We start from the raw sequence: 23,911 nt of genomic DNA on the forward strand, positions 1-23,911 counted from the left end.
AAACCAAGATAAAGGAGACGATACCGTCTCCTTTTTTATTCTACCCGAATGCGAAATAAACTCGCTGTACTGAGCGGCGCGCTTTCCTGCGTATACCAAATTTCGTGCTTATCTTTCACGCACACACCTTCTACTTGCGCACTGTGGGCAAGCGGAAAGGTGTTGATCACTTCAAACTTTTCACTGATAAACGCCATAAAGGGCTCAAAGAAACCAAACGTTTTCAGGCTATAGCCAACCACAACGTAACGCTGATTAAACTCATCCCAGTCCGCCCCAGTTACCACTCCAGGCAAACCCGCTACTTCTGCCACAGGCTTCAACGCAACGGTAGATGTTTGCGCCGTATCATGAGGAAGGCGATAGATATGTACTTTGTGAGTAGCCCAGCTTTTTGAGAAAAGTAATAGTTGGCCATCGTGTGCCACCAGCGCTTCTGCATCAAAGTCGTGACTGACTCTTTCATAGGTACCCGGTTGGTATCCGTCGTAATTTACCGCAATACGCGCCGTAGTAGACCAATCTGTTTTATCCACTTTAAGCACAGTTAAATTTTTACGCGCACCATGATTATTCCCAATGTCACCGACGTAATAATACTTATCATCACTGGTTACCGCTTCCCAATCATGATTTTTCTCTTTGACTTTGGTCTGTTTAAGAATGTCTCCACGCTCATTGAGTTGAAAAAGCACAGGGTCATTGCCTGAGTCGTTGACGGTAATGGCGCCCTCTTCATCACATGAAAGGCCCGACGTTTCGCCCAATTTCGCATCTAATGTCGTACGTGCAATTAAGGTGTAGTGTGGTGAGTCTGGTGTTGTATTGCTAGAGCAAGCCATAGGCACTAACAGAAGTGTCAGTACAAACGAACGAATGAGAAGAAACATGATAAATCTCGAATATTGATAAAATTAACGGCGACAACATCGATGTGCTGTGATCGAATTGAACGCCAAAAAAGTAAAACAGAACTACACTTTAGGTACGCTTTACCTCAGTCATTTCTATACTGCCAAAGTTCAGCCTGTATGCACACGATTTTCATGTAAGATACGTTGAAGCACAGTTGATAAGGACAAAATTATTGTGTCAGACCCTATGATCGCTTTGGTCTGCGTTGGATTACTTTCCAGCGCGTGCCAATACTTGGCCTATAAAATTCGTTTGCCAGCCATTCTGCCCTTATTAGTCGTGGGCATGCTCGTTGGCCCCATATTGCACCTACTTGACGCCGACGCACTGTTTGGCGACCTCTTGTTCCCTGTTGTGTCATTGTCGGTGGCTATTATCTTATTTGAGGGCGCTTTAACGCTAAAATTTAGCGATATTGCGGGGCACGGCAATATGGTGCGCAACATGTGTACCATTGGCGTAGCCATTACTTGGGTAATCGCTACCGTCACGGCGCATTTTGCCCTTGAGATCAGTTGGCAATTGGCTTTCCTATTTGGTGCGATAGTCACAGTAACTGGCCCTACGGTTATTGTACCCATGCTTAGAACGGTAAGACCGCAAACGAATATCGCCAATATTTTACGCTGGGAAGGGATTGTCATCGATCCCATTGGGGCCTTACTGGCCGTATTGGTGTACGAATATATTGTGTCGTCTCAAAGCGCAATGTTACACACGGCACAAGCATTTGCTCTTACCTTGGCAACAGGGATTGGCATTGGAGCTTTGGTTGGATACAGCCTAGGCGTTGCCATTCGCAAGAGTTGGATACCCCACTATCTGGAGAACACTGCTGTTCTCACCATCATACTCGCAGCGTTTGCTTTCTCGAATGCCATCGCCCATGAATCAGGGCTGCTCACCGTGACCATTGCAGGCATGATGATGGCCAATATGAAACAAGTCGACGTAGAAGATATTTTAGAGTTTAAAGAAACCCTCAGCGTACTGCTCATATCGGGGCTTTTTATTCTTCTGGCAACACGGCTAGATCTCAATGCGATAGCTGATATGGGTGCCAGTGCGGTTATTGTTCTTATCGCGCTATTATTTATTGCTCGGCCACTTTCTGTCATCGCCTCGTCTGTCGGTACAAAATTAAACTGGCGAGAAATTGCCTTACTGAGCTGGGTTGCACCAAGGGGGATCGTCGCCGCAGCCGTATCCGCACTATTTGCCTTGCAATTGGAGCAAATTGGTTTCGAACAAGCTGACGTGATTGTACCAATGGTGTTTTTGGTCATCATCGCGTCTGTGGTTTTGCAAAGTCTTACAGCTAAACCCATTGCTAAACTGCTGAAAGTCCGCGCTCCCTCACCAACAGGGTTCTTGATCTTTGGGGGTAGCCAATTCAGTAGAATGTTGGCGTCAGAAATGCAGAAGCAATCTTTATCCGTGGTGATTGCAGACACCAACTGGGACGCAATCCGCGCCGCCCGTATGAAAGAAATACCGGTCTATTTCGGAAACCCTATGTCTGAACATGCCTCGCGACATTTAGATATGACACGGCTGGGTACGGTTTTAATTATGTCGCCTTATCGCCAGCTCAACCCCTTAGTTACTTATCACTTTGAGTACGCATTAGGAAAAGGCAAGGTATGGGGGCTAACCAATAACGAGCAACAGACTCGCCCCAGTCATCAGGTTGCAAACGAGTATGCTGATAAATTGTCATTGTTTGACGAAGGAATGACGTATGGCTATTTGGCGTCAGCGGTGAGCCGAGGGGCTACCATCAAAACAACGCGTCTATCGGAAGAGTTTTCTTACAGTGATTATCGCGAAACATATGGTATTCGCGCCACGTTATTAATTGCATTGGACGAAAATCAGCGCATACATGTAGCGGTTCAAGGCAAACCACTGCAACCTAAATCAGGCTGGAAGTTAATCAGTTTGATTGAAGTAGAAAGAGATTCGAACGAGTGAGGTTTGGAGGAATAGCACCCTACCCAACGGCAGGGTGCCTCTCCCTGGAAAACGTGTAATCAAGCGCGCGATTAAATCGAGCATTATTGTTAATGTTTGACCCGATTACTCCGTCGCGCTTATTAATGCACTCAGCGTGCCAAAATTAAAATTCCCATATAAAACAGAAGCATAATAAAAAACAGGTTGTTATACATACAATCGACGACAACCAACAATGCCATTTTTGTGCAACCGATTGCATAAACGCCCTTTTATGGGGCCTACATATTAAACAATACGTTTTTATGCCTCACTTTTTAGTGCAAACGAGGCGCCGTATCTCCTGCGTTATGTAATGGGAATACCTGTTTGAATAACACTTCATTGTGGATATCTCTAACTTCTACCCGCAATGCCGTCAAAGACGAATCTCGTTCTGTCAGCTTTACGATCGTCGACCAGTCATAAGTAGGAAAACCTGTCAGCAAAGTACTGGTACGTTCAATTTCGGAGCCATCAGGCTCAATGTTGTACCATGCCACAACTACGCCTAAGCGGTCTTTGGACGAGCCAAACAAGCCACTTGGGTGTATTTCAAACAAAACGCCAAACTCAGTGTCTTCCTCATTAAGATAAGTGTTCTCAGTGATATAGTCGGTTTTGCCATTTGGCTGGTCTTTCGCAATACCGCTACTAAGTCTGGTGAAAGAAACGTTATTAAAAGTGATATCAAAAGATGTGGCTAAAAAAGTGAGTAATCTTTCTGCTGGTATTTGATTAGAGAGAATAATGTCAGCAACCATATTGCGACGACTCCAAAATATATCAATGTACTCGTCCAATGACTCATCTGGTCTTTGAGACAGTGTTTCAAAGCAACGCTCAACATCCACGGCTATACCGATACCGAGGCATTGTGCCCTTGCAACTAGATACTCAGCACGTAACCCATACCCTAGCTCTATCGCTTTTTGTGCATAAATAAGGTGCGCTTGATCATCTTTCGGCAATTGAATGCCATCATAGTAGGCGGAAGCAAGTAAATAGGCCGCTGCACCAATTCCCTGCTCAGCTGCTAGTTTCAGGCTCGCATCTATTTGCGCAACATCGTATATTTTCGATCGAGAATATAACTCGGTTTTAGCAAGTTTATAAAGCGCCTCACTACTGCCTAAATCTGCCGCCTTTTGATAAAACAAGTGTGCTTTTTCTTCATCATTTTTCACATTGTCGTAATCGACATACGTGTCTCCCGTTTCGAGGAGGTCCTCTGCATATAGAGCTTGCAGCTTCTTATTGTCTTGCAGGTACCGATTTTCTGGCAAATGGAGCTTGCGACGAATAAATTCGTCGATAACTTGATGTTCATGACGGTCTCCTTGCCAATTATTATGACCATGTCCCGTGCGATAGTAATACTGTGTTTCGTAATCTTTTCCCAACTTATTCAGTACATAATCGAGACGCTGGGTATGCTCAAAGCTCGCGACTTTATCTGCATACCCGGCGGTGACCAAAACTGGGACTGTGATATTCTCTGCCAAATAAACCGGTGAAATATCTTTCAGGCTATCACTATATTCACCCACGGTATTACGCACCATATCAAGCCACTCATCGCGTCGACGCAAGTTGCTTTCATTAAACAAAAGAGGGAGGTCATAAATTCCAAAACGGGCTATTGCACAGTCCAGAAGATCGGGGTTGAGAATATTCAACATCAGTGCAGAATAAGCACCGTAACTTGCCCCTATTGCACAAATATGTGGTGTGGAATACTTCTCGCGAATAATACCTATCGCGCCCATGATGTCTCTTTCAATCTGTCGACCAAATTCACCTACACCACCTTCTTTGAACGCCTTACCAAAGCCCTCAGATCCATGGTAATTCACACGCAACACATCGTAGCCTCGGGTGGCATAAAACTGTACCTCTTGATTAAACTCAGACGTGTCTCTCACACCAACGGGTCCACCATGAGGCATCACTAATAGCACGCCATTGCGAGGCCCTACTGCTGGATTAAAGTAAGCCTCAATTTCGGTACCATCAGAATCAAAAGTAAATACCTGTGTTTTGGAAAAGGTAAAATTATCAAGTTCAGGGTGGGTACTAAACAATAACTTAGCTTGCTTATTCTTAACGTCATAGGTGTAATAATCTGGCGGAGCATCTGACGCATAAGCTGCGGCCAAATAGGTATCAGAGGCATAGCTATAGCTGATCAACACCACTTTACGGCCGACAATATTACTATCGAGAGTTTGCTGACGTTCGCCGTGGATAGAATCAATATAGTTAATTTCATAACGCCCACCACGATAGTAAGACGCAGAAGCTACCGTGCCATAACCATAATTAACATTGGCATCGACTAAATCGTAATTCGCATGCTCATACAACACATTTTTAAAAGACTGGCTGTTGATATCGTAGGCATACAGAGCGACTTTGTCTGTATTGATGTCGCTGAGTACTGCAAGAGTGCTTTTATCAAGGAAACCCACTGGCTCAAACGTATACTCCGTATTAAAATCTTTTAACAAGACTTGCCATTCCCCTTCATATAAATCGCGATACCAAAGTTCTACGGTTTCTTTATCCTCATCATAAAACAACGACATTAACAGGTCGGCGTGCTCATCATAAAAGTAGGTAACACCATCATCAGGCAAATCTTTAATTTCAATCGCATTATCAAAATCCCGCTCCGCCAACGCTTCGGGACTTATAATGAACAATTGTGTTTCGTCACGTTTTTCAAGTGCATACAACACCATGCCAGGCTGATTAGCAACTGGCCCCAATACATATCCTTGCGCTGGAAACACAAAGTGTTCAACAGATATTTCACCTTGCTCGCTTTTGCTAATGCGCATTACCATCAAAATATCTTTTTCGACTTCCTCGTTTGCTGCTCTCGCATTAACTAATAGATCTTTTTCTGTGAGCCATTGATAATCATTTAGCCTCCCATCCATCCCTAAATCAACGAGTCTGAATATCTCATAGGAGGAAGTGTCAATGACCGACAATGTGGCCTCATTTTCATCACTTTCGAAAATCGAAATGTACTCGCCACTTGGTGAAAGTTGAGGGACCGACAAACGTACGTTTTCAAAAATATATTGAGCGGGCACTGGGGCGATTACACGGTGCTCTCTGGCGACAACTGCGAAGGTAAAAAAAATTAGCAAACATACCAACGGCCGCATTACTCATCTGCTCCTAGTCCTGCGACAAATGAATAAAAGAAATCATTGCCAGGGCCACCATAAATCAACGCTCGATCAGATAAAATTGTGGGGTAGTAGGTTTCCATATACTCCAACGCATCGACGGCTTGATTTTTTAACTCAATATCATCTGCAAAGAAGTAATACGCTGATCGTTTTACATTGAGGTGACCTACATAATTGATGGTGCCGGGTTTAACAGAAAACGACCAGTACGCATCATCTAATTTGATACGCACGTAACTGCTGTAGTTGATTTGTCCAATTCGATAGTTACCCGCTGGCACAGGCACTAAAAAATAGTTTTCCCCAGCCGAAAGATCATTAGGGGTGAGTTTAAGGTCTATTTCTCCCCAAATCAGTACGCCGTCAAGTGAGTAATTATTCACTACGCCAATTAACAAATACCCTTGGGAATTATCTTCTAATACATCCTGATCTTCGGCTTGAGTCGCGACTTTTGTCGCAGTGCACCCGAAAAGGAAAAAGGCCCAAAAGAACGCGCCAAAAAAGTGGCGCCACTGCATTCCCTGCATAAACATTCCCAAGAACATGTTGGCATCCGTAGATGATTGTTATTGTTCTCTATTTAGGACTTATTCGCAATCAGATTATTTATCACCGTGCAGGTTTTCTCCAATGCTCCGCAATTGGTGTTCAATACGGTAAATCCTGCTCTCCCCGTTTTCTGAGCTTCTGCTGGCGATTGAATCCAGCCCAAAGCAAGAGTAGCGATTTCATCTGCTGAGTGAACAATATGAAGTGCTCCCGCGTCTTGTAGGCTCTGGCAAATGACGGGGTTATTGTAGGTATGTGGCCCCATCAGAATCGGCAACGACTGAGCGGCTGGCTCTAATGCATTATGTCCGCCTCGGTCGGCTAAACTTCCACCAACAAACGCCATAGAAGCCACCGTGTATACCTGATTAAGCTTACCCATTTCATCCACCAGCAACACCTGTGTTGTCTCTGGTACGTCGTCTACCTGACTACTCAGGCAATAAGAAAACCCAGAGTCCTTCAGCATATTTGCTACAACAGAAAATCGTTCGGGATGGCGCGGTACCAATACCAACAATACGTTGGGTTGGCTCTCTTGTATTGTGTGTAGCGCAGTGAGTAACGTGCTTTCTTCTGGATCATGTGTACTGCCTGCCACCAATATAGGTCGCTGCCCTTTTCGCAAATTGAGAAACCCCGACACCTCTGGATTGTTCACATTCACCTGATCAAATTTAATATTATGAGTGAGGGTAAGACGCTCTGCGGGCATACCTAAAAACTGGTAGTTGGCATAGTCACGCTCGCCTTGCGCGCACACATGCGCGAGCTTTTTCAGCATGGGACCAAACAGCAAATTGACTTTTTTGTAGCGTCTGGCAGAACGATCCGTCATGCGCGCGTTAATCACAAACGTCGGTATGCCGCGCTTCCAACATGCATGGATCATATTGGGCCACAGTTCCACTTCTGTGATCATTACCGCTTTGGGCTGCACCCGCTTTAGCATGCCGTACATAGCCATGTGTAAATCGTAAGGGAGATAAAAATGGTGAACACTGTCACCAAAGATGGCTTGTACGCGGGCCGATCCAGTGGGGGTAGTCGTAGTTATCGTAATTTGGGTGTTTGGCTCTTGCTGCATAATCGCTTTGATTAGTGCAGATGCCGCGACGACTTCTCCTACAGACACACAGTGAAAAAGATAACCGCCGGTTTTTGCTGGTCTGCGTACAAAGCCGAACCGCTCAAATCGCCGCTTATTGTATTCATGTAAACGCCGAACACCTTTCACTTTTAACATCACAAATGCGATGGGAATGATGATACACAGTAAAAACGAGTAAAACCACCGAAACGCATTTTCGAGTATTGTCGGCCGATAATTGGTCGTTCTTTTATCACGTGTGTGTTGCTGATTATTCGTCATTAAATTGTCTTGAAAGTCTGGTTAACTCTGAATAAATCTCGTTAACCGAATTAAATATTTGTCGTTATGCCTAGCCCGTCCACCACAACGGTTGTCTTATTGGTTAGACTGAGTGCCATTGGTGATATTGTAATGGCCTCTGGGCTACCTTCCAACATAAAATCCGCTTTCCCGAATGCCAAGGTCGTGTGGCTGGTTGAATCGCCTTATCGAGAACTGGTGGAATATCATCCAGATGTCGACGCCGTGATTTCGTGGCCCAAAAAACATTGGTCTATGCTAAAAAAAACCAACCAGTGGTTGAGCTTATTTCGCGAAATACGCCGATTTAAACAACACTTAAGGCAGTATCAATTTACACACGCTATCGACGCACAAGGCTTGCTCAAAAGCGCGTTTTTAGCTTGGTTATCTGGCGCACCTAAGCGCATAGGCTTTGCTAGTAAGGAAAAAAGCCATGTTATGTTGACCGAGGTTTATGACAAGCCTATGTCGGCATGGATCAGCTCTGAATATCGTTATTTAGGGAAAAAGCTAGGCGACGAGCAGTATACTATGAACCTGGCTGTTACCGACTCAGCCACAAAAAATGCACATAACGCACTCATCCAAGCGCAATTATCAGCTCCCTTTATTGTGGTTTGCCCCTTTACGACTCGTCCGCAAAAACACTGGCCGGAGTCACATTGGCGCGCTCTACTTGAAACCCTGAACGAACAACATAAAGCCGTGGTAATTATTGGTGCGCCCGAAAACGTAACTACAGGCGACAGGCTCGCTAAGTCACTCAGCCATGTGCACAACTTTTCCGGCAAGACCTCACTACTGGATTCGGTCGCTCTGATTAAACAAGCGAGCATACTCGTGGGGGTAGACACAGGTATGACACATGTGGGCATCGCCTTTAACCTCCCAACTGTCGCTATATTCGGCTCAACACGTCCTTACACTAAAACCGACAATGCAAACGCAAAAGTCTTGTACGAGAGCATGCCGTGCGCTCCGTGCAAACGCAAACCAAGCTGTGATGGCCGGTTTGACTGTATGCAAAACTTGTCGCCAACCCGAGTCTATCAAGCACTCGAAGAGTTTGTATTATGAAGGTCATGCATATTGAATTAGGCAGGCACTTATACGGAGGGGCGAAGCAAGTTACCTACTTAATCAAAGGAATACATCAACACTTACACGAGCAGCCAGCCCACCTGAAAATAGAACAAGTCTTGGTGTGCCCAGAACACAGTGATATTGCGCAGGTCGAGTTGGCCGAGTGCATAACCTGTGCGATAACCTACCGCGGTGAGTGTGATTTTCGCGCCCTAAAACAAATAAAGCACCTTATTCGTAAGCATCAAGTATCTATAGTACACGTACACAGTCGCCGAGGTGCCGACGTATGGGGGCTACTAGCAGCAAATCAGTGTGGGGTGCCTGTTGTATGTACCCGCAGAGTTGACAACCCTGAAGGCGTGCTCGCGGCTATCAAATATCGCCGCTATCAAGCGGTTGCGAGTATTTCTCAGGGCGTACAGGAGGTTGTTAAAAAACACTGTCCTTTAGATCAACCTCAACCTGTTATTTTCTCAGCGGTCGATTTTGATGACTATCACTATTCCGCCGACAGAGCATGGTTAAATGCGGAGTTTGCCATTCCTGCGCATCACGCTGTTGTGGCAAATTTTGCCCAACTTATCGAGCGCAAAGGCCAAGCCGATTTAATTAATGCCATGAAGTCAGTGATAGCACATTGCCCTGACACCACTTGCTTACTGTTTGGGAAAGGTAAAATGGCGGCCCACTATCAGTCTTTAATTGAACAGTACCAATTACAAAACCACATTAAGCTATGTGGATTCAGCGACCACGTCGCGAGAATTTTACCGTCAGTGGATATCGTTGCGCATCCTGCTTATGCAGAGGGCTTAGGGGTTATTTTATTGCAGGCAGCAGCCGCTAAACGTGCCGTTGTTGCATATGGAGCCGGGGGGATCCCAGAGGTGATCCACAATCAGATCACAGGGCTATTGTGCTCGCCTGGTGACACACAACGTCTAGCGGCAAACATCATTCAACTGCTCCACTCTACTGACCTGCGTATACAACTTGGCGAGCAACTCTATTCCCACGCAAAACAGCATTTCAGCATCTCGACGATGTCACAAGAGTACATCAAGCTCTATCAAGCGCTATCTGAAGATAGCCATGACTCACCTATCGCTCAATAACTCGTTCTAAAAAACTAAACAAAAACGCCCCAATCATCATATTTATTGAACCATAGAACATATTGCTCAAAAGTGTACTAAACGGTACAGTACACGCAATTAATATCGACCTTTCCGTGGAGCGAATGAAACTTATATTTCAGCAATCTCTTGCTGCCTGCCTTTTATTAACCTTGTCGGGATGTGCATCTGATAGTTTGCATAGAGATAAAGCTATCGAAACGAGTCACTATTCCCCAGATCAAAGCCTGATTGCAGAGCTACCTATCAGCGAGGGGAAACACGCCTCTTGGTGGACAGTATTTGATGACCCCACACTAAATTCTCTTGTAGACAAAGCGCTCGACAACAACCTTTCTCTGCAAGCTGCGCTTACCAATATCAAAGCAAACGAAGCCGAGCTAGGTATTACTCAAGCAGACGACAATGTTCAGCTTTCACTGGTGGGTGGCTACGATCGCGGCGCCCTGAGTGAACAATCGCCTTTGGCAATGTTGGGCGCGCCTACTTACGCGTTGAATCAATGGCAATTGGGCACGCGTGCTTCATGGGAACTGGATTTATGGGGTTACCTCGACAGTGTTGAAGCTTCGGCTAAACACGCGTTTCTAGCCCATATTTACGAGGCAGAGGCAGTTAAAATAACCTTAACTGCTAACGTAGTTCGTCAGTACTTACTATTGCGTCAGTTCCAAATTCAAAAAGATAAGTTAACGCAAATAAGCCAGCTTACTCAGCACAGAGTAGCGCTACTGAAAAAACAAGCGGCTCACGGCTTACTCAGAGATAAACAAGTGGCCAATGCAGAAGCTGAAGCACAAAGCATACAGGCACAGCTACCGCCGTTAACCCATCAAATTAGTCAGCAAATTCATGCCTTAGCAGTATTACTGGGTGAGACTCCTAACCAACTTAATACGTTATTAACCTCACCGGCAGAGGTAACGATAGGTTTACCAACCACGCTGCCCATTTCTCTTTCTTCAGAAGTGGTTAAGCAACGCCCCGATATTCAGAAAGCCGAAGCTGAATTACGCAGTGCATTGGCAATGCAAGATGCCGCTGAAGCAGACTTCTATCCGCGAGTTTCTATCGATGCTAGCGCAGGCTTCCAAGCGTTTAGTGTTGGCGATTTGGCACAATGGGGATCGCGCACCTATAGTGTTGCTCCCACTTTCCACCTACCTATTTTCGACGGTGGTCGGACAGAGCGAACGTTGGCATTGCGCGACAAACAACAAAAAGTAGCGGCAATACACTACCAACAGACAGTATTGAAGGCTTGGCAAGATGTCGCCGATGCACTGTCGTATGTTGTTAACGCCAAACACGCGATGTTGAACCAACAAAAGTCGGTCGAGCATGCCTCTTGGTCAACTGCATTAACAGAAAAAGCGTATCGCCATGGTGCTGTGTCGCAGTTGGAGGTGGTCGATGCAAATCGTTTCCAACTCTCCAGCGAACTCAAAAGCACACAGGCCAACACCGACGCATTACTCGCTATTGTGAGCTTGTACCGTGCAGTGGGTGCCAACTGGAACGAAAACCTTGCTGCTGAAACAAAGGAGTTGGCTGAATGAGTCAAACACCTCCTATGCCGGCAGCACAACCCGGCCCACCGTTTAACTTTAAACTGGCAATGGGGCTGCTCGGGATCTTACTCGCAGCGATGATCAGCGGGTTAAACAGCCGTATTGCGGGGTTAGTTTCTGCAGATATACAAGGCGCATTATCGCTCAGCCAAGATGCTGCTCGCTGGTTAGACACCTTTTATGCCGCCGGTGAAATTAGTGCCATGCCTTTTGCATCATGGTTTGCCATCACGTATTCCTTACGTCGCTTCCACCTCACTATGTTAACTTGTGTCATGGTATTGGCAGCAATTATGCCATTTATACAAAACTACGAGTTACTGCTTGGGTTTAGGCTTTTGCAGGGTGTATTTTCTGGTGCGCTTATCCCCGTATTAATGATGGCCGCCTTGCGATTTTTGCCACCACCGATTCGCCTTCACGGACTCGCGCTTTACGCCATGACCGCCACTTTGTCTCCCAATGTAGCAGTGTGGCTAGCAGCTTTTATTGTTGACGATCTGCAAGACTGGCGCTGGGTGTACTGGCACGTAATTCCACTAGGCATTATCGCTTTTGGTCTTGTTCGCTGGGGTATGCCGCAATTACCACAGGCATTGGGCCGATTAAAACAGGCGAATTGGTTCGCTATGGTGATAGGCATACCCGGCTTAATATTTACCATATTTGCTATTGCACAAGGGCGACACCTAGATTGGTTTCAGTCTAACGAGTTCACCGCCATGCTCATTCTCGGCTTAGGGTTCACCGCGCTGTTTCTCATCTCAGAATGGTTTCACCCAGCGCCATTTATCAAGCTTCAATTACTTGGTAAGAAGAATCTTGGCATCGGGTTTATTGTATTCATCTTAATGTTGGTCGCGATGACTGCGGCTGTTGGTTTGCCTATCAATTTAATGATGGGTTTGCACCACTTTAGAATGGAACAAGTCGTGCCACTCGGTTTGATTGTGGGTGTACCACAGATTTTTGCAGGCTCCATCGTTGCCATCCTGCTTTATCGACAGTGGGTAGATGCCAGGTATCTGTTTATTTTGGGGTTGGCATGTATGGCAGCAAGTTGCTTCCTTGCATCAAACATAACGCCATCTTGGACCGTTGAGCAATTCTATTTAATACAGAGTTTACAAGCTATTGGACAACCCTTGTCTGTGGTCTCCATGCTGTTTCTCGGTACCAGTTCAGTGCATCCCATGGAAGGCCCCTTTGTGTCAGGTATCATCAATACCTTACGCGCTTTCGGCACAGCGGTGGCAAGTGCGTTAATAGGCCAGCTGATGCAAACACGAGGTAGTTATCACAGCACGGTATTAGCCGAGCAAGCCGCACAATTAGCCGATAGTCCAGGAATCAGTCATCTCGCGAATACCAGCCAGGTTGTACAGCAACAGGCAGCGGTTATGGCGGGTTCCGATGTGTATTTTGTTTTTGGTTGCTTAACAGTGGCACTCATTCCCGTGGTGATGTATTTGAACTACACACCCGCGCCCAAGCTACCTCAGTAATTAGTTATTAGATTCGATTTTACGTTAGGATAAAAATGAAAACGCCGTCAAAATTTTCAATCATCATGGTTATTCTGGCCTTGGTGATCATCGCCACTTCCCTGTCTTTGTTCAACAGTGACGAAGTAAGTGCGAGTACACAAAGTACCGACGATGCCTATATTCAGGCAGACTTCACCACAGTCACACCGCAGGTGTCAGGTATTGTTACTCACGTGTTCGTGAACGACTATGACACAGTAAAAACAGGTGACTTACTCTATCAAATTGATGATCGTGAGTACCAAATTGCACTTAAACTCGCCTTGTCTGAACGCGAGGCGGCACAAGCCAATATAGAAGCAATTAAAGCAAAGACCGCGATCCAAGAGAAGCAGATAGCCATTGCACAAAGTGACGTGGAAGCCGCAACCGCGAACTTTCATCAAGCCGAATTAGATAAAGCACGTTACAGTGAGATGGCCGCTGATGGCTCTGGCTCACATATAGACAAAGAAAAAGCGCTCACCCATTGGCAAACTCAGCATGCACTGCTCGACAAAAGCAAAGAACTGCATGCCGCAGGCCTGAATCAATTAGTCTTGCTTTCAGCCCAACTTGATACCGCTGTGGCACGGTTACACAAAGCAGAACAAGGCGTTGCACAAGCACAGTTAAACTTGTCGTATACCCAAATTAACGCCCCCATCAATGGTGTCGTTGCGCAACGACACATCCGAGCCGGCGGATTTATCGATAAAGGTGCTGACAGTTTGGTGATCGTGCCCCAAGCATCCATGTATATCATGGCCCATTTTCGCGAAACGCAGGTTGCCAATATGTCTGTGGGCGATACTGTTCTCTTTAACGTTGATGCGATTCCGAATCAAGAGTTTGTCGGCCACATTGAAAGCTTCGGCCCTGCCAGTAGCGTTAGTTATGCGCCCGTTAGACCCGTTAATGCAACGGGCAATTTCACCAAAATTGTACAGCGTCTGCCGGTCAAAATCGCTATTGAGAAACAACAACCGCATCTTGATGTGCTGAAAGTGGGTATGAGTGTTGTACCGCATGTGCAAGTTTCTCGAGCAGCATTAAAATAAGGTATTTGAAAATGAAAGGTAAACAAATCACGTTCTATACTCAGCAAGATCGAGTGATTAACGACACGCCAGTAGGCGACTATCTTCTATCATTGGCACAAGACATCGGGATCAGTGGCGCAACGGTTTTCACAGCGATATCTGGCTATGGTCACCTTGGACAAATGCATCATGTCAATCTTTTCGATTACTCCGACCAACCCGTAATGATCACCATGATAGCCACCGAGGACCAGAGCACTCAGTTGTTTAACCAATTGGCGCACCTAGACACCTCTATTTTCTTTACCCAACATTCTGTAGAGTACGGCTTTACCGCTGGCTCATAAACCACAACAACAGCGACAGGACGTTTAAACAATGAAGAACACCGTCACTTCTAGCAGAAGTAAAATCAGGAAGAATAAGTCACAAGTCATTCTCGATGCTGCGGTGTCGGTGTTTTTGTCGCTGGGCTTTAGTGCGGCAACCACAGACCTCATTCAAAAAGAGGCTGGCGTATCAAAAGCAACACTATACAATTGCTTCCCGAACAAAGAAGCCTTGTTTGCGGTTGTGATAGAGGAAGTCTGTCGACGCTTCCAGCAAGAGCTAAAGTCTATCGACTTCAACGTAGATGACATTAGCGATACTTTGCATCGCATTGCCAAAGCTTATCTAACATTAATACTGGAGCCCAATTATCTTGCGCTGTATCGGGTAGTGGTAGCAGAGGCGCCCCGTTTTCCAAATCTTGCTAAAACCTTTTATGATGCCGGGCCTCAACTCACGATCAACCTTGTCACATCACAAATTGAAGAAGCCGCTGCCAATAATCAATTGTCACTGGGTGATGTTAGTGCCAAACAAGCAGCTATTCAGTATATCAGCCTACTACGTGGCGAAGGTCACAACGAATGTATATTCCACCCGAACAGAGCGCCACAAGAAGAACAAATACGCGTGTGGGCTGCCAATGCAGCAAACACGTTTTTACGCGCATTTAAATGCTAACCTACACCTCAACCCTACAATAAAAAAGCCCCACTCTATTGAGTGGGGCACAAACTTATATCTGAGCCCTTACTGGCTATTTAAATTAAACATCTGATTTTCAGCGCCCGCAGTACACGTCCACTGAACGAGGTCGGCGCCATCAGCAGATGAATTGCCACTGACATCCAAACACAATTCACTCGACTTAGGAATAATGCGCCATTTACCAGAGCCTGCAGACTGGAAGCGGAATAGCTGGTTGTCGCCGCCCCAGTAATCGTACAGTATGATTGTGGCGCCATTGCCACTCATTGACGTATTGAGATCCAAAGACTTGGTCGGTGCACTCACGGGGGAAATTCGATGCCAGATACCATCAACCTGCGATATCACAAACTTCTGACAATCATTGTTTAACCATGCGTACTGTTGAATATTCGTTAAGTTAGCCGTGCCGCAATTCGCCACATCAACCGCTTTTCCACTGTGAACTGGGCTAATCCAGTATGTACCGTTAACGGTACCATTATTGCTACTACCCCCACCGGAGCTACTGTAACCGTTATACACTTCAAACTCGGCAATACGCGGCTGACTACTTGAAGACTGGATCACAAAACTCAACTTGTTCAAGCTTATATCACTGAAGGTAATCACGCTAGGCACAGCGCCACCAGAAGCCAGTGTAGTGCCGGTATCATAATTCACCAGCGTCCAGCCCGTTATAGCACTCTCATAACCTGATGACGATACAATACGTACAGCATTCACTGTGGTGTTCAGGTTTTTCACATTGATCGTGCCGGTAGAGCCATTTGGCGACCAGTACGTTGAGGTGTCACCGTCAATCACATTGCCATAACTTGTGCCACTCGCTTTGCTACTGCCATCAGCGCCGCCACTTAGCGCAAGGTTAACGCCGGTAGGTGTACTTCCACCATCGCCGCCACCGTTACTACCGCCATCATCACCGCCGCCATCGCCACCTCCATCACCACCGCCATTATCTGGCGGAGTAGTAACCGAGCAACTACCATCAGACACCGCTAAGCCTTTGTTAGCGCCAGCCGTAGCCGCAATAATTGACGGTACGCAACTCACATTGTCGAGACTGTAGCTGTAAGGAATACTAATCGACGTTGTTGATGTTGGATTTGGCCCTGCTGGGTAGTTTTTGTCGCCAGACGATGTCCATGTTACGTTGTCGAAGTAATTACCCGACACCTGCCAATAACCCATGTCATTGGTATAAAAGGTGCCCAGCACGTCTTTCGAATCTTCGAAGTAGTTGTTTTCAGCACGCATTTCTCCGCCGATGCGAGGGTTCATACCCGACTCATTAATACTCACATAATGATTGTTATATGCATGGGCGGTGGCGTGGCGCAGTAACGGAGTTCGTGAATCAATGTTTTGATACAAGTTGTGGTGATACGTCACTGGCCCGTTCTGATCATCTGAATCACTCGAACCCACTAACCCACCTCGGCCGGAGTTTTTCAATATGCTATAAGACAAAGTGACATATTTCGTATCTGCTTTGATATCGAATAACGCGTCATAGCCTTCACTTTCGCCACCACTTGCCTCAAGTGTTACGTGATCAACCCACACATTGCGCACGGTAGATTCCATGCCAATCGCATCACCACCGTTAGAGGTAGGCGAACCCGACTTTTTCACGTTTCTCACGTGGACATTGCGGATAATAATATTTGAAGCACTGCGAATATGAATACCTAATTCATCAAATAACGCACCGCTGCCCACGCCGATGATTGAGATATTGCTCACTTCTTTAATCTCAATCTTATCTTCTGCGGTATTACAGCTATCTCCCGACACCTTACTGGTGTTGCCGTGATTAATGGTACCCTCTACCTGAATAATAATAGGCTCGTCACTGCTTGAGCGGCTACAGAGCGCTTGGTGAATACCAGTACCAGTCGACACAGTGACAACGCTACCGCCCTGCCCACCAGTCGTCCCACCGTTTTGTGTTGCAAAACCTGTTGCTGCCAGCACCGAGGGTGAAAGCGGCAACGCGCACAAAGATAGCATCGGTAAAATACGTCTTGTCTTACGTTTCATAAAACCTCCATGGTTTTTCCGTAACGCGTACTTCGTCTGGTATTTCCCAACCCTATCACCAGGCCTCGAGTTACATTAAGTAGATTTGGGAATGACATTCCCCGTCGCACACTCCATAAATGAATATTTTATCGAGTTGCTTGAGAGAGCTTACCGATCTTGTGCTAGTTTTCATTTTGATCTTTACATATTATTTACATATGAATAAAAATCATTCGCCTTCATATTTGTAAGCAGGATTAAGCTTATCCTCATGTCAGCATGAAACAGGTTTTTAGAAGTGACTGCGGGTTAAGTTGTTTTATGTAGAACAGGGCACAAACAAAAAAGCCCTCAGACCGAAGTCTAAGGGCTTTTTTAGTATTGCTTTCTAAAGTAAGACTTATACAGTCGCTTTAGATACAACGTCAACTAGTGTCCAAGTTTTGTTCTTGGAGATAGGACGACACTCACGAATTGTGACTGTATCGCCTTCATTACACACGTTGCTTTCGTCGTGAGCGTGTAGCTTAGTAGAACGCTTGATGAACTTCCCATAGATAGGGTGTTTTACGAAACGCTCAACAACAACAGTGATAGATTTATCACCTTTGTTGCTAACCACACGACCTTGTACTGTACGAATTTTTTGCTCAGTCATTACGCATCAGCCTTTTGAGTCAGAATGGTTTTAACACGCGCGATGCTACGACGCACTTTCTTCAACTGGTCGGTTTTTTCAAGCTGACCTGTTGAATGTTGCATGCGCAAGTTGAACTGTTCGCGTAGCAGGTTTAACAACTCTGCGTTCAGCTCTTCTACGCTTTTGTCTTTCAGTTCAGTCGCTTTCATTACATCACCGTCCGAGTTACAAAGGTTGTCTTAAATGGCAGTTTAGCCGCTGCCAATTCAAACGCTTCGCGAGCTAGAGACTCAGGAACACCTTCCATCTCATAAAGTACGCGACCAGGTTGAATTTGGCATACCCAGTACTCAACGTTACCTTTACCTTTACCTTGACGCACTTCAAGAGGCTTCTCAGTAATTGGCTTGTCAGGGAAAACTCGAATCCAAATTTTACCTTGACGCTTAACGTGACGAGTCATAGCACGACGCGCTGCTTCGATTTGACGCGCAGTCATACGACCACGGCCAACTGCTTTAAGGCCATAAGTACCGAAGCTTACTTTGCTACCAGCAACAGCAAGACCACGGTTACGACCTTTATGCATTTTACGAAATTTCATGCGTTTTGGTTGTAACATGATTAGCCCTCTCGCTTAGCGCTGCGGCCTTTCTTCTTAGGCTGAGGTGCAGGTGCCTGCTCCTGAGTAGTAGGCAGTCCGCCTAGTACTTCACCTTTGAAGATCCATACTTTAACGCCGATGATACCGTAAGTCGTTGACGCTTCAGAAGTCGCGTAATCGATGTCCGCACGGAAAGTGTGCAGAGGAACACGACCTTCGCGGTACCATTCTGAACGTGCAATCTCTGCACCGCCCAAACGGCCGCTAACTTCAACTTTGATACCTTTAGCACCAAGACGCATTGCGTTTTGTACTGCACGCTTCATAGCGCGACGGAACATAACGCGACGCTCTAGCTGGCTAGAAATGCTATCAGCTACTAGCTGACCATCTAGCTCAGGCTTACGTACTTCAGCGATGTTGATTTGAGCAGGAACGCCTGCCATTTTAGCAACATGGTTACGCAGCTTTTCAACGTCTTCGCCTTTCTTACCGATTACTACGCCAGGACGAGCAGTGTGAATAGTTACACGGATGCTCTTCGCAGGACGCTCGATCACGATCTTAGAAAGTGAAGCGTTTTTAAGTTGTTTAGTAAGGTACTTACGTACCTCAAAATCGTTGTACAGGTTGTCTGCATAGTCTGCAGTATTAGCGTACCAGGTAGAAGTCCATGGTTTGCTGATACCCAGGCGTATGCCCGTAGGATGTACCTTCTGTCCCATTATCTACTCCTAGTTATCCGCTACAACCACAGTAATGTGACTGCTACGCTTAAAGATACGGTCAGCACGGCCTTTAGCACGTGGCTTGATACGTTTCATAGTTGGGCCTTCGTCAACGTAGATCTTAGCGACGCGCAATTCATCAATGTCTGCGCCTTCGTTATGTTCTGCGTTAGCGATTGCTGATTCCAAAACTTTCTTGATCAGCGTTGCGCTCTTCTTCGGGCTGTACGTAAGAACCTCAAGAGCTTTCTCAACGTGCAAACCGCGAACTTGATCCGCAACCAAGCGTGCTTTTTGAGCCGACGTGCGGGCAAAACGATGTTTAGCTAATGCTTCCATTTCCTACCCCTTAACGTTTGCTTTTCTTGTCCGCGACATGGCCGCGGTAAGTACGCGTTGGCGCAAATTCGCCCAACTTATGGCCTACCATTTCGTCACTGATGATCACAGGAACGTGTTGGCGACCGTTATGGACCGCAATGGTCAACCCAATCATATCTGGGATGATGATAGAACGGCGTGACCAAGTTTTAATTGGTTTACGCTCGTTCTTTTCCACTGCAGCCTCTACCTTCTTCAACAAGTGCAGGTCAATAAATGGACCTTTCTTGAGAGAACGTGGCATGGTGAATCCTCGCTATTACTTGTTTCGACGACGTACGATAAGTTTATCAGTACGCTTGTTACTACGTGTTTTCTTACCTTTAGTAGGTACACCCCAAGGAGAAACTGGGTGACGACCACCAGAAGTACGACCTTCACCACCACCGTGTGGGTGATCAACCGGGTTCATGGCAACACCACGAACTGTAGGACGAACACCACGCCAGCGTGTAGCACCAGCTTTACCAAGAGAACGTAGCATGTGTTCTGCATTACCAACTTCACCGATAGTGGCGCGGCAATCAGACAATACTTTACGCATTTCGCCAGAACGAAGACGAAGAGTAACGTAGTTACCTTCACGAGCTAGGATCTGTGCGTATGCACCAGCAGAACGTGCGATTTGCGCGCCCTTACCAGGTTTCATTTCAATTGCGTGTACAGTTGAACCTACAGGCATGTTGCGCATAGGCAGGGTATTACCTGCTTTGATAGGCGCATCAACACCAGACTGGATTTGTGCACCAGCTTGGATACCTTTAGGAGCAAGAATGTAACGACGCTCACCGTCTGCATACAATACCAAAGCAATGTTTGCAGAACGGTTTGGATCATATTCCAAACGCTCAACAGTAGCAGGAATGCCGTCTTTGTTGCGTTTGAAGTCGATAACACGATAGTGTTGCTTATGACCACCACCAACGTGACGAACAGTAATACGACCACCGTTGTTACGACCGCCAGACTTGCTGTTCTTCTCTAGCAAAGGCGCGTAAGGAGCACCTTTGTGTAGATCAGGGTTAACAACCTGAACAACGTGACGACGACCGGCAGAAGTTGGCTTAGCTTTCAATAATGGCATTTCTAATCCCCTTCTTACTCAGCACCACCGACAAAGTCGATGTCCTGACCTTCTTTAAGCACTACGTATGCTTTTTTCCAGTCGCTGCGTTTACCGAAAGACATACCGTGACGCTTAGTTTTACCTTTAACATTCACAGTACGAACACCTTGAACTTCAACTTCAAACAGTTTTTCAACTGCTGCTTTGATTTCAGCTTTGTTCGCGTCTTTTGCTACTTTGAATACAACTGTGTTGTTAGCTTCAGCAGCCATAGTTGACTTTTCTGAAACGTGAGGTGCTTTAAGCACCTTTAGTAGACGTTCTTCACTCATGCTAACGCCTCCTCAAGTTGTTTCACTGCGTCAGCAGTGATAAGCACTTTTTCAAAAGCGATCAGGCTTACTGGGTCGATACCTGAAACGTCACGCACGTCAACTTTGTACAAGTTACGAGCAGACAAGAACAAGTTCTCATCAACCTCTGGAGTCACGATTAATACATCGTTCAATTCCAGATCGTTCAGCTTAGCAACAAGAGCTTTAGTCTTAGGAGACTCAACGTCGAACTTCTCAACCACAACCAAACGGTCTTGGCGAACTAGTTCAGACAAGATGCTCTTGATCGCGCCACGATACATCTTTCTGTTAACTTTTTGGCTGTGATCTTGAGGCTTAGCAGCAAATGCACGGCCACCACCAACCCAGATTGGGCTGCGGATAGTACCAGCACGGGCACGACCAGTACCCTTCTGACGCCAAGGCTTCTTACCACCGCCACGTACTTCTGAACGCGTTAATTGCGCTTTAGTACCTTGACGAGCACCTGCACCGTAAGCAACAACTACTTGGTGAACCAAGGCTTCGTTGAATTCACGTCCAAAGGTCGCTTCGGATACTTCAAGAGCGCTTTGCGCATCTTTCAATGTTAATTCCATCACTAAACTCCCCAGACGTTACGCTTTAACAGCTGGCTTAACGATAACATCGCCGCCAGTTGCGCCAGGTACGGCACCTTTAACTAGGATAAGGCTGTTTTCTACGTCTACACGTACAACTTCCAATGACTGTGTAGTCACTTGCTTGTTACCAAGCTGACCAGCCATTTTCTTACCCTTAAATACTTTACCTGGTGATTGGTTTTGACCAATTGAACCAGGAGCACGGTGAGACAAAGAGTTACCGTGTGTCATACGCTGTGAACTGAAGTTCCAGCGTTTGATAGCACCTTGGAAACCTTTACCTTTTGACGTACCAGTGACGTCAATTTTCTTGGTGTCGTTGAAGATTTCAACAGTGATTTCACTGCCCACTTCAATGTCAGCACCTTCGTTTTCTTCCAGGCGGAATTCAACAAGAGCACGACCAGCTTCAACACCAGCTTTAGCAAAATGACCTGCTTCAGCTTTGTTGATGCGGTTCGCTTTCTTAGTTCCAGCAGTTACCTGGAGAGCGCGATAACCGTCAGTTTCTTCAGTGCGTAACTGAGTAACACGGTTTGGGGTCGCTTCGATAACAGTCACAGGGATAGACGTGCCATCTTCAGTGAAGATGCGAGTCATACCCACTTTACGACCGACTAGACCAATCGCCATTGTTAATACCCTCTCTTATTAGCCCAGGCTGATTTGAACATCAACACCGGCAGCCAAGTCCAAACGCATCAGAGCGTCAACTGTCTTGTCAGTTGGCTCGATGATGTCTACCAAACGCTTGTGAGTACGGATTTCATATTGATCTCGCGCGTCTTTATTAACGTGCGGAGAAATCAGAACTGTATAGCGTTCTTTGCGAGTAGGTAGAGGAATAGGACCGCTTACCTGAGCACCAGTACGTTTCGCCGTTTCAACGATTTCAGCCGTAGACTGATCGATCAACTTGTGATCAAACGCTTTTAAACGAATACGAATTCTTTGATTTGGCATCGATTAAGCTCCAATCGAAAGAACAAAAAAATTCACCTTTTCTCTTCCATTTTGTTTGGAAAGAAAAGATGTGCGTAAACCGATGGTTCCCAATTGGAACCCTGTTCTTTTTTCTAGCACGCCCGCAACATCAATTATCCGAGGACTCTATCCGTTACTTTGGCAACCACCCTAAAAGCAGTGAGGCTGCGGCTAAAAAGGTATGCTCTTAATGAGCAGTGGGCGCGAATTATACAGAAAGGGGGGATGTTTGCAACACTTAATAGCGGATAAAACGAATAAAGTTGTATGAAAACTGATCTACGAGTCGGTAGGCAATATAACTCGTGGGAGATACTCTTTTCAGGTGGCCACTACAACTTCATTTTATAACCTAATGATACGAGGCAACCAAATGCAAATACTAGATATACAAGACACCCAAGCTGTAAGCGGTGGAATTCCAGTTCCCCTATTTGTCGCTATTGCAGTATATGGTGAAGCGGCTACTTTCGCAGCAATATTTAGCGGTATTGCGACTTACAACGCAGTAAAAAGCGGCTTTTCTGAATAAAAGGGAACGACATGGAACATTCGGTTACTGAATTATCAAATCATGAAATTGAACAAGTAGGCGGTGCTATCGCGCCATTACTTGCCTGGGGTATAGTCACGCTATATTCATCTTCAACTATTACAGCTAGCGGTTTAGCGACAGCGTTGGGGATTGGCGCAGGGGTTGGAGCAATAGTGGGCGGTACCGCTGCCATTTTATCAGAGTAGTACCGTTATTGCACACAGGGCTAAGGCACTTTGCCCTTTATCTTCCGGAGGTTGAAATGTATCTCTCTGCACGTACGTCCATGTTTTGTGGATTTGTGTTTTTTATCGCTTTTGGGCTGTATTATGTGACTAAAGGGTTTTATGATTTTTATAGTCATCCTGATACGCCTTTGACCAACAATACGCTCTTTGGGCTTTCCTTGTTTGGAATCGCTTCTATCGGCCTCTTCTTTTTTAGAACTAACCCACTACGTTCTGCGTCTTTATTTTGTATCAGCCTGCTTTATATGGTGATCATATTTTACGTATACCGACTG

The 23,911-nt window shown here is 45.9% G+C and carries 26 protein-coding genes; 10 read left to right on the forward strand and 16 right to left on the reverse strand.

Going from position 1 to position 23,911, the window contains the following annotated elements; genetic code table 11:
• Nucleotides 1-35: 35 nt before the first annotated feature.
• Nucleotides 36-890, reverse strand: a complete 855-nt coding sequence (locus ACXAH6_RS03175; RefSeq protein ID WP_474875185.1) for a hypothetical protein — start codon at nucleotides 888-890, stop codon at nucleotides 36-38.
• A gap of 199 nt (nucleotides 891-1,089) precedes the next feature.
• Between ACXAH6_RS03175 and ACXAH6_RS03180 the strand changes: the two genes are divergently transcribed.
• Complete coding sequence (locus tag ACXAH6_RS03180) at nucleotides 1,090-2,889, forward strand: cation:proton antiporter (RefSeq protein WP_474875186.1); 1,800 nt, start codon at nucleotides 1,090-1,092, stop codon at nucleotides 2,887-2,889.
• A gap of 299 nt (nucleotides 2,890-3,188) precedes the next feature.
• Here ACXAH6_RS03180 and ACXAH6_RS03185 read toward each other — a convergent pair whose 3' ends face one another.
• Genes ACXAH6_RS03185 through waaA form a run of 3 tightly spaced genes read right to left on the reverse strand, consistent with a single transcriptional unit; the run spans nucleotide 3,189 to nucleotide 8,040 of the window.
• On the reverse strand, nucleotides 3,189-6,089 hold the full coding sequence (locus tag ACXAH6_RS03185) for a prolyl oligopeptidase family serine peptidase (protein WP_474875187.1): 2,901 nt from the start codon (nucleotides 6,087-6,089) through the stop codon (nucleotides 3,189-3,191).
• Nucleotides 6,089-6,664: a hypothetical protein gene (locus ACXAH6_RS03190; protein WP_474875188.1), complete on the reverse strand. Its 576-nt coding sequence runs from the start codon at nucleotides 6,662-6,664 to the stop codon at nucleotides 6,089-6,091. The genes ACXAH6_RS03185 and ACXAH6_RS03190 overlap by 1 nt, the downstream gene beginning before the upstream one ends.
• A gap of 35 nt (nucleotides 6,665-6,699) precedes the next feature.
• Nucleotides 6,700-8,040, reverse strand: a complete 1,341-nt coding sequence (gene waaA, locus ACXAH6_RS03195; RefSeq protein ID WP_474875189.1) for a lipid IV(A) 3-deoxy-D-manno-octulosonic acid transferase — start codon at nucleotides 8,038-8,040, stop codon at nucleotides 6,700-6,702.
• Nucleotides 8,041-8,139: 99 nt separating this feature from the next.
• Between waaA and waaF the strand changes: the two genes are divergently transcribed.
• From waaF to ACXAH6_RS03230, 7 genes are all read left to right on the forward strand, one after another.
• Complete coding sequence (gene waaF / locus ACXAH6_RS03200) at nucleotides 8,140-9,141, forward strand: lipopolysaccharide heptosyltransferase II (protein ID WP_474875190.1); 1,002 nt, start codon at nucleotides 8,140-8,142, stop codon at nucleotides 9,139-9,141.
• Nucleotides 9,138-10,265 (forward strand): glycosyltransferase, encoded by a 1,128-nt coding sequence (locus ACXAH6_RS03205; RefSeq protein WP_474875191.1) that lies wholly within the window; start codon nucleotides 9,138-9,140, stop codon nucleotides 10,263-10,265. The genes waaF and ACXAH6_RS03205 overlap by 4 nt, the downstream gene beginning before the upstream one ends.
• 125 nt (nucleotides 10,266-10,390) lie before the next feature.
• On the forward strand, nucleotides 10,391-11,845 hold the full coding sequence (locus ACXAH6_RS03210) for an efflux transporter outer membrane subunit (protein WP_474875192.1): 1,455 nt from the start codon (nucleotides 10,391-10,393) through the stop codon (nucleotides 11,843-11,845).
• Nucleotides 11,842-13,362 (forward strand): MFS transporter, encoded by a 1,521-nt coding sequence (locus tag ACXAH6_RS03215; protein ID WP_474875193.1) that lies wholly within the window; start codon nucleotides 11,842-11,844, stop codon nucleotides 13,360-13,362. Before ACXAH6_RS03210 ends, ACXAH6_RS03215 begins: the two co-directional genes overlap by 4 nt.
• 35 nt (nucleotides 13,363-13,397) lie before the next feature.
• Entirely contained in the window at nucleotides 13,398-14,444 is a 1,047-nt protein-coding gene (locus ACXAH6_RS03220) for an HlyD family secretion protein (RefSeq protein WP_474875194.1), read from the forward strand.
• An 11-nt stretch (nucleotides 14,445-14,455) separates the two neighbouring features.
• Nucleotides 14,456-14,773 (forward strand): DUF190 domain-containing protein, encoded by a 318-nt coding sequence (locus tag ACXAH6_RS03225; RefSeq protein ID WP_474875195.1) that lies wholly within the window; start codon nucleotides 14,456-14,458, stop codon nucleotides 14,771-14,773.
• A 31-nt stretch (nucleotides 14,774-14,804) separates the two neighbouring features.
• On the forward strand, nucleotides 14,805-15,437 hold the full coding sequence (locus tag ACXAH6_RS03230; RefSeq protein ID WP_474875196.1) for a TetR/AcrR family transcriptional regulator: 633 nt from the start codon (nucleotides 14,805-14,807) through the stop codon (nucleotides 15,435-15,437).
• 69 nt (nucleotides 15,438-15,506) lie between these two features.
• On the opposite strand, the gene ACXAH6_RS03235 is transcribed toward ACXAH6_RS03230, so the two are convergent.
• The 12 genes from ACXAH6_RS03235 to rpsJ form a co-directional block, all read right to left on the reverse strand.
• Entirely contained in the window at nucleotides 15,507-17,480 is a 1,974-nt protein-coding gene (locus ACXAH6_RS03235) for a pectate lyase family protein (RefSeq protein WP_474875325.1), read from the reverse strand.
• Nucleotides 17,481-17,892: 412 nt separating this feature from the next.
• A complete protein-coding gene (gene rpsQ / locus ACXAH6_RS03240) occupies nucleotides 17,893-18,150 on the reverse strand; it encodes a 30S ribosomal protein S17 (RefSeq protein ID WP_474875197.1) in 258 nt (85 codons plus the stop codon).
• A complete protein-coding gene (gene rpmC / locus ACXAH6_RS03245; RefSeq protein WP_474875198.1) occupies nucleotides 18,150-18,341 on the reverse strand; it encodes a 50S ribosomal protein L29 in 192 nt (63 codons plus the stop codon). The genes rpsQ and rpmC overlap by 1 nt, the downstream gene beginning before the upstream one ends.
• Nucleotides 18,341-18,754, reverse strand: a complete 414-nt coding sequence (gene rplP, locus ACXAH6_RS03250) for a 50S ribosomal protein L16 (protein ID WP_411270243.1) — start codon at nucleotides 18,752-18,754, stop codon at nucleotides 18,341-18,343. The genes rpmC and rplP overlap by 1 nt, the downstream gene beginning before the upstream one ends.
• 2 nt (nucleotides 18,755-18,756) lie before the next feature.
• Complete coding sequence (gene rpsC / locus ACXAH6_RS03255; protein WP_474875199.1) at nucleotides 18,757-19,461, reverse strand: 30S ribosomal protein S3; 705 nt, start codon at nucleotides 19,459-19,461, stop codon at nucleotides 18,757-18,759.
• Nucleotides 19,462-19,470: 9 nt separating this feature from the next.
• A complete protein-coding gene (rplV, locus tag ACXAH6_RS03260; protein ID WP_474875200.1) occupies nucleotides 19,471-19,803 on the reverse strand; it encodes a 50S ribosomal protein L22 in 333 nt (110 codons plus the stop codon).
• A gap of 10 nt (nucleotides 19,804-19,813) precedes the next feature.
• Nucleotides 19,814-20,089, reverse strand: a complete 276-nt coding sequence (gene rpsS, locus ACXAH6_RS03265) for a 30S ribosomal protein S19 (protein WP_474875201.1) — start codon at nucleotides 20,087-20,089, stop codon at nucleotides 19,814-19,816.
• A gap of 15 nt (nucleotides 20,090-20,104) precedes the next feature.
• The gene (rplB, locus tag ACXAH6_RS03270; protein WP_474875202.1) at nucleotides 20,105-20,929 is read right to left on the reverse strand and encodes a 50S ribosomal protein L2; all 825 of its coding nucleotides are present in this window, start codon (nucleotides 20,927-20,929) and stop codon (nucleotides 20,105-20,107) included.
• Nucleotides 20,930-20,943: 14 nt separating this feature from the next.
• Nucleotides 20,944-21,243, reverse strand: a complete 300-nt coding sequence (rplW, locus tag ACXAH6_RS03275; protein ID WP_474875203.1) for a 50S ribosomal protein L23 — start codon at nucleotides 21,241-21,243, stop codon at nucleotides 20,944-20,946.
• Nucleotides 21,240-21,845 (reverse strand): 50S ribosomal protein L4, encoded by a 606-nt coding sequence (gene rplD, locus ACXAH6_RS03280; protein ID WP_474875204.1) that lies wholly within the window; start codon nucleotides 21,843-21,845, stop codon nucleotides 21,240-21,242. Before rplD ends, rplW begins: the two co-directional genes overlap by 4 nt.
• An 18-nt stretch (nucleotides 21,846-21,863) precedes the next feature.
• Nucleotides 21,864-22,502 (reverse strand): 50S ribosomal protein L3, encoded by a 639-nt coding sequence (gene rplC, locus ACXAH6_RS03285; protein WP_474875205.1) that lies wholly within the window; start codon nucleotides 22,500-22,502, stop codon nucleotides 21,864-21,866.
• An 18-nt stretch (nucleotides 22,503-22,520) separates the two neighbouring features.
• Nucleotides 22,521-22,832, reverse strand: coding sequence for a 30S ribosomal protein S10 (gene rpsJ / locus ACXAH6_RS03290; protein WP_010179497.1), 312 nt, complete (start codon nucleotides 22,830-22,832; stop codon nucleotides 22,521-22,523).
• Nucleotides 22,833-23,226: 394 nt separating this feature from the next.
• Between rpsJ and ACXAH6_RS03295 the strand changes: the two genes are divergently transcribed.
• Nucleotides 23,227-23,385 (forward strand): class IIb bacteriocin, lactobin A/cerein 7B family, encoded by a 159-nt coding sequence (locus ACXAH6_RS03295; protein ID WP_474875206.1) that lies wholly within the window; start codon nucleotides 23,227-23,229, stop codon nucleotides 23,383-23,385.
• A gap of 11 nt (nucleotides 23,386-23,396) precedes the next feature.
• Entirely contained in the window at nucleotides 23,397-23,594 is a 198-nt protein-coding gene (locus ACXAH6_RS03300) for a hypothetical protein (RefSeq protein ID WP_474875207.1), read from the forward strand.
• Nucleotides 23,595-23,911 lie beyond the last annotated feature (317 nt).

It is taken from the genome of Alteromonas sp. ABE4_545, from assembly GCF_056161325.1.